This window comes from Polaribacter sp. 20A6 (assembly GCF_011378915.1).
Taxonomy (GTDB): domain Bacteria; phylum Bacteroidota; class Bacteroidia; order Flavobacteriales; family Flavobacteriaceae; genus Polaribacter; species Polaribacter sejongensis.
In genome coordinates this window covers 298,804-311,968 of record NZ_WTPZ01000002.1, presented here as the reverse complement: position 1 = coordinate 311,968, position 13,165 = coordinate 298,804, and the positions used below count along the sequence as shown (strand labels likewise).

Annotated in this window: 13 protein-coding genes; 6 read left to right on the top strand and 7 right to left on the bottom strand. The window is 31.7% G+C overall.

The window, feature by feature from the left end:
• Positions 1-35 precede the first annotated feature (35 nt).
• On the bottom strand, positions 36-1,577 hold the full coding sequence (locus tag GQS57_RS05140; protein WP_165731509.1) for an aldehyde dehydrogenase family protein: 1,542 nt from the start codon (positions 1,575-1,577) through the stop codon (positions 36-38).
• 110 nt (positions 1,578-1,687) lie between these two features.
• Here GQS57_RS05140 and GQS57_RS05135 point away from each other — a divergent pair, with 110 nt between their 5' ends.
• Positions 1,688-2,743 (top strand): isoaspartyl peptidase/L-asparaginase family protein, encoded by a 1,056-nt coding sequence (locus tag GQS57_RS05135; protein WP_165731508.1) that lies wholly within the window; start codon positions 1,688-1,690, stop codon positions 2,741-2,743.
• Here GQS57_RS05135 and GQS57_RS05130 read toward each other — a convergent pair.
• The 5 genes from GQS57_RS05130 to GQS57_RS05110 form a co-directional block, all read right to left on the bottom strand.
• Positions 2,731-3,075 carry a hypothetical protein gene (locus tag GQS57_RS05130; RefSeq protein ID WP_165731507.1) on the bottom strand — a complete coding sequence of 115 codons (345 nt, stop codon included), beginning with the start codon at positions 3,073-3,075 and terminating at the stop codon, positions 2,731-2,733. The two genes, GQS57_RS05135 and GQS57_RS05130, sit on opposite strands and share 13 nt — an antisense overlap.
• Before the next feature lie 82 nt (positions 3,076-3,157).
• Positions 3,158-4,510, bottom strand: a complete 1,353-nt coding sequence (locus GQS57_RS05125) for a hypothetical protein (RefSeq protein ID WP_165731506.1) — start codon at positions 4,508-4,510, stop codon at positions 3,158-3,160.
• A 3-nt stretch (positions 4,511-4,513) separates the two neighbouring features.
• A complete protein-coding gene (locus GQS57_RS05120) occupies positions 4,514-5,017 on the bottom strand; it encodes an RNA polymerase sigma factor (protein ID WP_353959057.1) in 504 nt (167 codons plus the stop codon).
• Positions 5,018-5,063: 46 nt separating this feature from the next.
• Complete coding sequence (locus GQS57_RS05115; protein WP_165731505.1) at positions 5,064-5,468, bottom strand: hypothetical protein; 405 nt, start codon at positions 5,466-5,468, stop codon at positions 5,064-5,066.
• 17 nt (positions 5,469-5,485) lie between these two features.
• Complete coding sequence (locus GQS57_RS05110) at positions 5,486-6,178, bottom strand: hypothetical protein (RefSeq protein ID WP_165731504.1); 693 nt, start codon at positions 6,176-6,178, stop codon at positions 5,486-5,488.
• Between the two features lie 74 nt (positions 6,179-6,252).
• Between GQS57_RS05110 and GQS57_RS05105 the strand changes: the two genes are divergently transcribed.
• From GQS57_RS05105 to GQS57_RS05090, 4 genes are all read left to right on the top strand, one after another.
• On the top strand, positions 6,253-7,227 hold the full coding sequence (locus GQS57_RS05105; protein ID WP_165731503.1) for an acyl transferase: 975 nt from the start codon (positions 6,253-6,255) through the stop codon (positions 7,225-7,227).
• Between the two features lie 11 nt (positions 7,228-7,238).
• Positions 7,239-7,697: a large conductance mechanosensitive channel protein MscL gene (gene mscL / locus GQS57_RS05100; RefSeq protein WP_165731502.1), complete on the top strand. Its 459-nt coding sequence runs from the start codon at positions 7,239-7,241 to the stop codon at positions 7,695-7,697.
• A gap of 74 nt (positions 7,698-7,771) precedes the next feature.
• A complete protein-coding gene (locus tag GQS57_RS05095; protein WP_165731501.1) occupies positions 7,772-8,695 on the top strand; it encodes a hypothetical protein in 924 nt (307 codons plus the stop codon).
• A 146-nt stretch (positions 8,696-8,841) separates the two neighbouring features.
• Positions 8,842-9,294, top strand: coding sequence for a hypothetical protein (locus GQS57_RS05090; RefSeq protein ID WP_165731500.1), 453 nt, complete (start codon positions 8,842-8,844; stop codon positions 9,292-9,294).
• 213 nt (positions 9,295-9,507) lie between these two features.
• Here GQS57_RS05090 and thiL read toward each other — a convergent pair whose 3' ends face one another.
• Complete coding sequence (gene thiL, locus GQS57_RS05085) at positions 9,508-10,557, bottom strand: thiamine-phosphate kinase (RefSeq protein WP_165731499.1); 1,050 nt, start codon at positions 10,555-10,557, stop codon at positions 9,508-9,510.
• A gap of 105 nt (positions 10,558-10,662) precedes the next feature.
• Here thiL and GQS57_RS05080 point away from each other — a divergent pair, with 105 nt between their 5' ends.
• On the top strand, positions 10,663-12,582 hold the full coding sequence (locus tag GQS57_RS05080) for a M1 family aminopeptidase (RefSeq protein WP_165731498.1): 1,920 nt from the start codon (positions 10,663-10,665) through the stop codon (positions 12,580-12,582).
• Positions 12,583-13,165 lie beyond the last annotated feature (583 nt).

Below are 13,165 nucleotides of genomic sequence, written 5' to 3'. Positions count from 1 at the left end.
ATGAGAATTGGATTTTTATAAATGTAAATCTATTTTTATAAATCAAACTTTATGCCTTGTGCTAAAGGCAATTCATCAGAATAATTAATGGTATTTGTTTGTCTTCGCATATAGACTTTCCAAGCATCAGAACCAGACTCTCTACCTCCACCAGTTTCTTTTTCACCCCCAAAAGCGCCTCCAATTTCTGCACCAGAAGTTCCTATATTTACGTTTGCAATTCCACAATCGGAACCTGCATAAGACAAGAATTTCTCTGCTTCTTTTAATTCATTCGTCATAATTGCAGATGATAAACCTTGGGCAACTCCATTTTGTTTTTCGATAGCATTTTCTACCTCTCCGGCATATTTCATCAAATATAAAATAGGTGCAAAAGTTTCATGTTGTACAATTTCAAAATGATTTTCTGCTTCTATAATTGCTGGTTTTACATAACAACCAGATTCATATCCTTCGCCTTCTAAAACACCACCTTCTACTAAAACGTTTCCTCCTTCTGCTTTTGCTTTTTCAATTGCAGCTAAATAGGTGTTTACAGCATCTTTATCGATTAACGGACCAACATGTTTGGTTTCGTCTAACGGATTTCCTATTTTAATTTGTTTGTAAGCACCAACAATGGCATCTCTTACTTTATCATACACAGTTTCGTGAATAATTAACCTTCTTGTAGATGTACAACGTTGTCCGCAAGTACCAACAGCACCAAAAACAGCACCTGGAACTACCACTTTTAAATCCGCCGTAGGCGTAATAATAATGGCATTGTTTCCGCCTAATTCTAATAAAGATTTACCGAAACGTTGGGCGACCGTTGCTCCTACAATTCGTCCCATTCTGGTAGAACCAGTTGCAGAAATTAGTGGAATACGAGTATCTGTAGTCATCATCTCTCCTACTTTATAATCGCCATTTATAATGGAAGAAATTCCTTCTGGTAAATTATTTTTCTTTAAAACATCTGCAATAATATTCTGACAAGCAACGGTACATAGAGGTGCTTTTTCAGATCCTTTCCAAACGCAAACATCACCACAAATCCACGCTAAAGCAGTGTTCCAAGCCCAAACAGCAACCGGAAAATTAAATGCAGAGATTATACCAACAACTCCTATCGAGTGCCATTGCTCTCTCATTACATGACTAGGTCTTTCAGACGGAATGGTTTGTCCGTTTAATTGTCGAGATAAACCAACAGCAAAATCGCAGATATCAATCATTTCTTGTACTTCTCCGTAACCCTCTTGTAAAGATTTTCCCATTTCATAAGAAACCAATTTTCCTAAAGGTTCTTTTAGATCTCTTAGTTTATTACCAAACTGACGTACAATTTCTCCTCTTTGTGGAGCAGGCATATTCCTGAAAGAAAGAAACGCTTTGGTAGCTGTTTCCATTACTTTTTCGTAATCTTCTTTTGTAGTCACTTTTACTTTTCCAATCAATTTACCATCAACAGGAGAGTAACTTTCTATTAACTCACCATTAGAAAAATTATTAGATCCTGTAGAAGTTCCGTTATTTATAGCTTTTAAACCTAGTTTTTGTAAAGCTTCTTTAATTCCAAAGTCTGTCATTTTGCTATTCCGTTTTTGTTGTTTACATTCGAATGACAATTTACGAATAATTTTAAATAAAAGTAAATTAAACAAAAACAATAATAATTGTTATATTTTAAACATAAATTATGATGAAATCCTTTTTTATTACCCTGTTATTATTAATTTCTTTTGGATGTAAAAAAGAAACAACATCATCAGAAGAAAAAACAGCTACTACAAAAAAACACGAGTTTGCTATTATTATTCATGGTGGAGCAGGAACGATATTAAAAAAGAATTTATCCGAAGAAAAAGAAGCAGCTTACAAAGCCAAGTTAGAAGAAGCTGTAAAGGTTGGACATGCTATTTTAAAAAATGGAGGAACAAGCCAAGAAGCAGTAATGAAAACAATACAAGTAATGGAAGAGTCACCATTGTTTAATGCAGGTAAAGGAGCTGTTTTTACACATGAAGAAACGAATGAATTAGATGCTTCTTTTATGGATGGAAAATCTTTAAATGCAGGTGCAGTTGCTGGAGTTACCAATGTAAAAAGCCCTATTGAGTTGGCTATAAAAGTGATGACAGACTCAGACCATGTGATGCTTTCTGGAAAAGGAGCCTCTATTTTTGCAAAAGAAAAAGGGTTAGAAATTGTCGATCCAAGTTACTTTTATACAGAAAAGCGTTTTCAATCTTTACAAAGAATAAAAAATAAAAATAAAACGGAGTTAGATCATGATGATAAAAAAGCTGCTTTTTATGATGCTGATATCAAAAATGCAAAGTTTGGAACTGTAGGTTGTGTAGCCTTGGATAAAAGTGGGAATATAGCTGCAGGAACTTCTACTGGAGGAATGACAAACAAACGTTGGGGAAGAATTGGTGATGCTCCGATTATTGGTTCTGGAACGTATGCAAATAATAAAACATGCGGAGTTTCATCTACAGGTTGGGGAGAATATTTTATAAGAGGTCAGGTTGCGTATGATATTTCTGCACAAATGGAATATCAAAATAAAGCTTTAAAAGAAGCAACTACAGACGTTATACAAAACAAACTGACTAAACTTGGAGGAACTGGAGGTGTAATTGCACTAGATAAAAATGGAAATATGTCTTTTGAATTTAACACAGCAGGAATGTACAGAGCTTCTATGAACGATAAAAATGAACTAATTGTAAAAATTTACAAAGAATAAGCCAACCATTCTTCTGGAATTGGACCTAAGTCTAATTCTATTTTTCTAGATTTTACAATCTTCTTAAAACCTAATCTAGATTTTATAGGAACAGACAAATTGATATTGTTCTTTTTATTTATGAGTTCTAGAACTTCGTAAATTGTCCTTTTTGTACACAATACTAAGCTATTCATCATAGCATTAGATTCTTTCTCTAAATCATAAAAATCTACAAAATAAGCAGGTTTTTCATCCTTATAAACAACCCATTGCGTAGATTTTTCTTCTAATGATACTATAATTTCTTTGGTACCACTTAATGTTCTATATGTGTTTGCTAAAAATGTCATATTGCTTTCTTTTAAAAAATCAAATCTAATATAATGCATTAGTAATTCTTTTTACAATTCGATAGAACTACCATAAACATCGTTAAAATGTATATTTAATACCTGAATATATGCCAAAATTGAAAGGAGAAAAACCATTGGAATCCTCACTAAACGTATCTAACTGTGCTTTAAACATGGGGTTTAAATTTAAAGACCATTTATTATTTAAGAAATAATTAAAATCAAAACCTAAATTTCCACTAAAGTTAATATTATTTAAATTGTTAGCACTACCCGAATTAGTAAAAAATTGAGAACTAAAATTAACTTCATTTTTATTTAAAAACAAAGAACTAAACCCTGCAACTACCTGTGTATTGAAATTTTTAACAGTTAAAAAATTATATTTCACCTCTATTGGGACTTCAATATAACCAAATATTTGATTCAAATCTCCATTTAAACTCGTTCTACTTATCATTGCACTATTATCAAAATCTGAAGTTTGAACAGGAGCTGTATTAAAAGATAAAGAAACACCACTATTAAATGCAACAGGTGATGTGCTTTTTGAAATTGAAGAAACAGCTGTTACCTGATTGTTCACAAAACTCATTTCTTGCAAATGGACACCAGATTGAATGCTCCATTTTTTATTGATTTGGTAGCCTACCTGAAAACCATAAGAAAAAGAGTTCTTTCCTTTTGTGGAATTAGCTAAACTTCTATTTACAGGAGATGAATTTGAAAATGAATTCGAATTTAAAACTGCAAAAACAGGTGCAATAGACCATTTATGTTTTAAATTTTTAATAGAAAAAACACTATCCCTATCTTTTATAGATTTATTTAAATCGACCTTATTTTTAGGCAATTCTTTTTCTATAGCTACATTCTCTACAATTCTCTCTTTTTCTTCAGAAAAAACCTCCTTATTTTTATTGATATCTATCTTTTTATCGCTCACAGAATCTAACGTCTCCTTAGTTGTATTCCTAGCAGTATTATTAGCTAATAAAGTTTTTTCCACAACGTTTTTATCACGAACTAACTTCTTTTGAAAATGAGGTTTTTCTACATCCTTTTTTACACTTTTTATACTTTCTTTCGTTTTTTTATCTGCAACCAATATCTTTTCTTCAATTTTTGTATTTTGAATAAGTGAATCTATTTTAGGCAGATCATTTTTTTCTACTTTTTTTTCGGTACGCTCTGTTACAATCGTTTTAGAATCAATTTTTATAAAATCAGTTTCATCTGTAGAGACTGGAAAGAGTAACATTCCTATAAGTAACATCGCTGCTGCTCCACCTGCAAACCACCAAAGAGGTACTACCCTTCTTTTCTTCTTTTTAAGTTTAGATTCTATATTGCCCCAAACTTTTTTATCTGGAGTTACCTCCAAATTTTTAAGCTGATCTTGAAACAATTTATCTAAATTCTTATTCTTCATTAGTTAGTCATTTACTGTTGTTTTTTGATGCATTTCTAATTGATCTTTCAAAATTTTTCTTGCTCTAGACAGGTTCGATTTTGATGTTCCAACAGAAATCCCTAACATTTCTGCAATATCTTTATGAGCATAATCGTCTAAAACATATAAGTTAAAAACCAATCTGTATTGATCTGGTAATTGCTGAATAAAGCCCAACAACACATCCACATTAAAAGAAGTGTCTTCTATATTAAACTCTTCTTCTGTTTCTAATTCATCAGAAAAATCACTTACATTTTGCAAAGGAGACTTTACTCTATATTTTTGCAAAACAGTATTTACAGTTACACGTTTTAACCAACCTTCAAAAGAACCTTTGTGGTTATATTGTTTTATTTTTTCGAAAATAGTCATAAAACTATCTTGTAAATTATCCTCTGCATCTTGATAATTACTCGAATATTTTAAACAAACTGCAAACAGCTTATCGGCATAAAGCTGATAAACTGTTGATTGCGCTGTAATTTTCTGCTTACAGCATTCTTGTATGAGTTCTTCTAGTTTGATGGTACTAATTTACAGGAACTATTACTTCCTCAAAAATATTTTCGCCCTCACTATCAGTTCCTTTAAAGAACTTAAAAATATAGTCTTCTGTTTGAGACGCTGTAACAACAAACTTCTTTTCTTCTTGCACAGTTTCTTCTGTACATTCTTCATCTAATAAAACCATTGCAGTTACTGCAACTGTTCTTGTAGAATCTTTAGTTTCATAATAAATTTGTTCAAAAGAATAACAATCGTTTGGAAAAGAATATTTTATAGTAATAGTATCTGATTCTCCATATGTAAAACTTTCTGGAGTAATTGCTTCATCTATTGGCATAAACTCAAATTTATAATTTGGTACATCATCGTTGTTTAAACAAGAAGCAAAGACAAATAATCCTAATAAAAGTAAACTAATTTTTTTCATGGTTTTTGTGTATTAAATTAATATTTAAGAGTTGGAATTCCATTTTCACATTCAACAGAAACAGGAACACTTCCTATAGAACAATCTGAAATTATGCCCCATTTAACGTTAAATGTTTTTTCTGCTTCTGTGTATATTTCTATTTTATTTAAAAAATTGTTTGTATCTATTTCAGACGAATAAGCTATATATCCTTGCGAACCTCCACAAGCTTTTGCGCCGTAAGCGGTAAACAACCAATTTGTAGCGTCTGAGCAAGAAACACTGCTAGACAATTCTTGAATTTCATTAAATAAATCCATTAAACTTCTATATTCAACTTCTTGTGCTGTCAATTCTCTTTTTACGACTAATTCCTGTTCTGTGAGTGTAATAATTCTCCAAGCATAATTTGCAGGATAGCTTTCTGTAGAAATGTTAATAAGCGTAGTATCTTGTTCAAAAACACCTTCAATATTAAAGAAAGTTAAAGGCGGTGTGCCACACCAACCAGAAGTTCGCTCTATAAAACCTCCCGCTTGATCAAATGAAACTCCGTATGCCTCATTTGGTAAAGAGCTTCCTCTTTTAAACGTTATAGTATCATTATTATAAACTGGTTCTTGCCAATAACCTATTAGTAAATTATCAGTATCTACAGGTATCTCATTATTTTCACAAGAAAAAAATAAACTTACAAGTAGTAAAAGGAAAAGTTTTTTTAAGTGCATTATTTAGGTGTTTTATTACAAGATGCAGAAATTTTAAAAAGGTTGCGTCTAATATTGTTATTTTTGCAAAGTATATGCAAAACACTATTTTTAACATCCGAAATCAAGAAGAATTTAAGCAAGCTGCTTTAGCTGTTTTTAAACATCAATTTAAAAACAATAAAGTATATCGTTCTTTTTGCGATTTATTATACATTCATCCTTCAGACGTTACTAAGGTTGAAGAAATTCCGTTTTTACCTATTCAGTTTTTTAAAAGTAGAAAAGTACTTTCTTCTTTAGAAAAAATTGAAGAAACTTTTACAAGTTCTGGTACCACAGGAAGTGTTACAAGCAAGCATTTTGTAACGGATATTAACCTCTACAAAGAAAGTTATCTAAAAGGATTTGCCCATTTTTATGGCAACATAGAAGATTACGTTGTTTTGGCTTTGCTGCCAAATTATTTAGAAAGAAATGGTTCTTCTTTGGTGTTTATGGTGGATGATTTAATTCAGAAATCTAACAACCCAGAAAGTGGTTTTTATTTAGATAATATTCAAGAATTAGCAAAAAAACTAGTTGAATTAGACAAAAAAGGACAAAAAACGCTCTTAATTGGTGTTTCTTTTGCTTTGTTAGATTTGATAGAAATGCAACAATTCAACCTAAAAAACACCATTATTATGGAAACTGGTGGTATGAAAGGACGAAGAAAAGAATTGATTAGAGCTGAATTGCATCAACTTTTACAAAGCGGATTTGGAGTTTCAGAAATACACTCAGAATACGGAATGACAGAATTATTAAGTCAAGGGTATTCTAACGGAAACGGTGTTTTTGACACACCACCTTGGATGAAAATTTTGACCAGAGACACCGAAGATGCTTTAACAATTCAACAAGTTGGAAAAACAGGCGGAATTAATGTAATTGATTTAGCCAATTATAACTCTTGTGCTTTTATTGCTACGCAAGATTTAGGCAAAGTACATGAAAACGGAACTTTCGAAATTATTGGTCGTTTCGATAATTCTGATATTAGAGGTTGTAATTTAATGGTCTTATAAAGAAATTAAAGATGAAGTTTAAATTAATTGAAGATTTTAAAGAGTTTGCTGTAAAAGGCAACATGATAGATATTGCTATTGGGGTTATTATTGGAGCTGCCTTTAACAAAGTAATAAGCGTATTGGTAAAAGAGGTTTTAATGCCTCCTTTATCTTTTATGACCCAAGGAGCAAAATGGGAAAACAAGAAAATTATTCTAAGAGAAGCGGTACTTGTTAAAGAAAAAATTACAGTTGATGAAATTGCCATTGGTTATGGTAAATTATTTGAAGCTAGTATCGATTTTTTAATCATTGCTTTTACCGTTTTTATGGTTGTTAAAGTGATGAATTCTATGAAAAAGAAAGCAGACGACCCAAAGAACAAAGCCGTGGTGACTCCAAAAAATATTGAGTTAATGCACAAAACCAACGAACTTTTAGAAAAACAAAACGAATACTTGCAGAAACTTTTAGCAGAAAAAAAATAGTGAAACATACGTTTTGTAAATTTTGTTTTTAAATTACGACTGATTTGTTATCAGCTAATTAAACACAAAACGTAATGAATACTAAAACAGCCCTTTTATACCTAGTCCTTTTTTCTTTTATAGGATGTCAATCCGGTCAAACCAAAACAGCGCCTCAAACAACTGTAAAAGAAGAAAATACCCCTATTTCTAAAAGTGAACAATTTAATAAGTATTGGTATTCCGGGAAAGCAGAATTAAGTAGCTACACCTTAAAACAAGCTAGATATGGCGAAATACGAGACGGAGAAGTTGTTTTAGTTTTTGTTACAGAACCTTTTTCTGTTAGCAAGCAAGTAAAATTAGACAATCCGCAAAAAGCAGGAAATGATAATGTTTCTGTTCTAAAATTAAACCAGGTTCGTAAATTTAATACCGGTATTTACGATTATTCTATTGTTACCTCTACCTTTACTCCTATTGATACTAAAAACTATCCTTTTACTTTAAAAGCTTCTACAAGTATACAAGAATGGTGCGGACATACTTTTACGCAATTAAATCTTGCTGATGACAAATATAATTTTAAACAGTTTTCTTATTTTGAAGCTGATGGAGACGAGGAAAAAACAATTAATGCTACCTTTTTAGAAGAAGCATTGTTCACTAAAATTCGTATTGCAAAAGGACAATTACCTGAAGGAGAAATCAATTTGATTCCCTCTACTATTTACAGCCGTTTTAACTACAAAAAAATGGACGTAGAGAAAGCGGAAATTAGTAAAACAACATCAGAAAAAACGTTTACCTATAAAATAAAGTATCTAAATATTAATAGAACTCTTACCATTGATGTAGAAAAAGAGTTTCCCTATAAAATTTTAGGTTTCACAGAAGTTGATGGAACTGGTTTAACCACAACTGCAAAACTTAAAGCAACTAGTAATGAGCCTTATTGGGAACAAAAAAAGTTATCGGATCAAGATAAAAGAAAAGCTTTAAAATTAAAATACGAATAGTTTTTTTTTAAGGTTTCTGCTATTATTTATTAGCAAGAATAATAGTTTGACATTCTCATAAAAAACAGCTAACTTCGTTTGATTTATGATATAAAATGTTAAGACGTTTGATATCAATTGAGTTGTACACGATACGATTGCGAAAAATGAAAAAAACATTACTTTTATTGATTACATTATTATCATTGAGTTGTTCAGAAAAACCAAAGAAAGATTGGAAAACAGAAACACCTACTTTCAATGATTTTGAAACATCTGGATTTTGTGATACGAGTTTTCGTTCAACGAATCCAAATTTTGAAAATTCGAATATTGATACTAAATATAAAGCAGAAGTTATAAGACAATTCAAGAAAACTGAAAATTATTATAACTGCAATTATATAATCACACCGATTCACAAAGCTGATAAAGAATGGGAATTACACATTTTTAACGCATATAACGGAGAATTTGTTCAGTCTTTAAAACATCAATATGGAGCAGAATTAACAATAGAAAGTTCATTGATTATTCTTGATGGAATGGATGACGGAACATTTGATGAGTTAACCCAATTTTGGATTATGGAAAATGATAAAATGATACGAATAAAATAACCGTGTACAACAACTGGTATATTCTATAGCTTGGTTTTTGCACACTTACGAAAATCCTCTCAGATTTTCTTGGTCGGTAAATATTTACTAAATTAGTTGCTTAAAATACGCTACAAAACATACCAAAAACCGTTAAACGAACGTTTCTTAAAAAACAAAAAAGGCGAAAAATTTAAAATTTTTCGCCTTTTTTATAAAATATCATCACTGTATTTATTCATTCTTCAAAGCATTCCAACCTTGTGCTTTTAACTCAATTTCTTGGCTCGCTCTTGTTACTAAGTTCAAACCTTGGTTTTCTGCAGTAACATGCCCAATAATAGAAAAATGAGGATTTCCTTTTATTTTATCAAAATCTGCAATTGGCACGGTAAATAACAATTCGTAATCTTCACCTCCACTTAAAGCAACCATGGTAGAATCTAACTCAAATTCTTCACAAGCAGAAATTACCTGTGGGTCTAAAGGCAATTTATCTTCATAAATTTTACACCCTACTTTACTCTGAGTACAAATATGAAAAAGTTCCGATGAAAGTCCATCAGAAATATCAATCATAGAAGTTGGTTTTACTTCCATTTCTTTTAATAAACCCGGAATGTCTTTACGTGCTTCTGGCTTTAACTGACGTTGAATTAAATACGTGTAATTATCTAAATCTGGCTGATTATTTGGGTCAACCTTAAAAACTTGCTTTTCTCTTTCTAAAACTTGTAATCCTAAATAAGCAGCACCTAAATCTCCAGAAACCACAATTAAATCGGTTTCTTTTGCGCCATCTCTATACACAACGTCTTCTTTTTCTGCTTTACCAATTGCGGTAACAGAAATTAAGATTCCTTTGGTAGATGAAGTTGTGTCTCCACCAACTAAATCTACATTATAAGACTCACAAGCCAACTGAATCCCAGCATACAATTCTTCAATTGCTTCTAGCGGAAACCTATTCGAAACCGCAATAGAAACCGTAATCTGTTCTGCAACTCCATTCATTGCATACACGTCAGACAAATTCACCATTACAGCCTTGTACCCTAAATGCTTTAATGGCATATAACTTAAATCGAAATGCACCCCTTCTACTAACAAATCAGTAGTAACCAAAGTTTGTTTATCCGAAGCATCTAAAACCGCAGCATCATCTCCAACAGCTTTTATTGTAGATGGATTTTGCACTTTAAAATATTGTGTAATATGGTTGATTAAACCAAACTCACCTAGTTCGGCCAACGACGTCTTTTGTGTATTTTTATCTTCTAACATGTTGCAAAGATAGGTACATTCTAAAAAATGACAGAATTACTTTAACACCTATATTTTTTATTTTAGATTTTAAACAGTACTTTTAATATTCTAAGCCTAAAAATTATGATTCGTTTTAGTATTGTTTGCTTTTTTATTCTTCTCCATATTTCAAGTGCAACTGCTCAAGAACTCATAGAAATTGCAGAATCTGAAGCAAAATCTGCTGCTACAAAAATTCATTTTAAAGCAAATCCTAATACTTCAAATTACGATATTACCTATCATAAATTAGAGTTTTCTGTAGATCCTTCCGTGGCAGCTATTTCTGGTAAAGTAACCACCACTTTTACAGCTTTAGACAATTTATCTACTGTTACGTTTGATTTAGATGATACTATGACGGTGACTTCGGTTACTCAAAACGGAAATACTTTATCTTTTTCTCAAAACTCAAATAACGAATTGGTTATTACACTTAAAGCTACTTTAAATCAAGGAAACTCTACATCAGTTGTAATAGATTACAATGGAAACCCAACAAGTAATGGTTTTGGTTCTTTTGAAGTAAACACACACGGAAGTGCAAATACTCCGGTTCTTTGGACGCTTTCTGAACCTTATGGCGCTTTGGGTTGGTGGCCTTGTAAGCAAGATTTGAATGATAAAATTGATTCGATTGATGTATATATCACTGCACCAGAACAATATGTTTCCGTTTCCAACGGATTAGAGCAGAGCACAACGACTAATTTAGGTTTTAAAACCACACATTTTAAACATCAATACCCTATTCCGGCGTATTTAATTGCCATTTCGGTTACTGATTATGAAACCTATTATCACCAAGTTTCTCATAATAACAATAATTTTCCGATTGTAAATTATGTGTACCCCGAAAGCTTAACTTCAGCTCAAAACAGCACTTTAGTTACGGTTGATATTATGGAACATTTTATTGATTTGTTTGGCGATTATCCTTATAAAAATGAAAAATACGGTCATGCTCAGTTTGGTTGGGGCGGCGGAATGGAACACACAACTGTTTCCTTTATGGGAAATTTTAGCCGTGGATTAATTGCGCATGAATTAGCGCACCAATGGTTTGGAAATAAAGTTACCTGCGGAAGCTGGAAAGATATTTGGCTAAATGAAGGTTTTGCAACTTATTTATCTGGTTTAACCATTGAACATTTAGATGGAGATCTTTCTTTTAAAAACTGGAGAAGTTCAACCATTAATTCTGTAACCTCATCTACAAATGGAGCGGTTTACCTTACGGATATAGATACCACAAGCGTCAGCAGAATATTTAATAGTAGATTATCTTATAATAAAGGCGCCATGGTTTTACACATGTTGCGTAAAAAACTAGGCGACACGCATTTTTTTGAAGCTTTAAAAAACTACATTTCAGATCCTGATTTGGCTTACAATTATGCAAAAACTCCAGATTTAATAGCACATTTAGAAACTGCAAGTGGTTTAGATTTAGAAGAGTTTTTTAACGATTGGATTTACAATCAAGGATATCCAACTTACAATGTAAACTGGCATCAACCAGAAACAAATACCATAAATATAACATTGAATCAAACCCAGAGTGATCCTTCTGTTTCTTTTTTTGAAGCCAATGTTCCCATCCGTTTAAACGGAACAAACGGAGAAGTTTTAGACATCATTTTAAACAACACCACAAACGGACAAACTTTTGTAGAAAACGTTACTTTCACAGTAAATTCAATAGATTTTGATCCAGATACTCATTTAATTTCTAAAAACAATAATGTTACTTTAGGTATAGAAAACAATCCATTTATAGCAGAAAACATTTCTTTGTTTCCGAATCCAGTAAATGATATTTTAACGATTGAAACCTCAAAGAATATTACATTCAAAAATGTGATTATTTACAACACGCTTGGTAAAGAAATTTTTACAACTAGTAATAAGGAGGTTAATCTTAGTCAATTGAATCAGGGTATTTATTTTATTAAAATATTTACGGATGCAGGAAACTTGTATCAGAAGATTATTAAAGAATAGTGTTTTGATTGAAGTGTTCTCGATACAAAATTTCTGAAAAAGAAATTTCACTCGAACTGACAGCATGTATTATTCAAAAGATTTGTTACGCGGAAATGACAAAACTGGATAGAAACTAAACTAAGCTTGTCACTTCGAAGTATTGAGAAGTCTCAAAACAGTGATATCAAAGCGCAACCAAGCATTATGTGATTTCTCCAAAAAGGTCAAAATAACAAAACTGGATGGAAACAAAACTGAGCGCAGCCAAACTAAACACAAAAAAATACAAAGCTTGTTACTTCGAAGTATTGAGAAGTCTAATAACAGTTATAACACTGCACAACCAAGCCTTATGTGATTTCTCCCAAAAAGGTCGAAATGTCAAAACTGAATGGAAACAAAACTGAGTGCAGCCAAAACTAAACGCAAAAAAACACAAAGCTTGCCACTTCGAAGTATTGAGAAGTCTCACAACAGTGATACCATAGCGAAACCAAGCATTATGTGATTTCTCCCAAAAAGATCAAAATAACAAAACTAAGCGCAGCCAAACTAAACGCAAAAAAACACAAAGCTTGTCACTTCGAAATATTGATAAGTC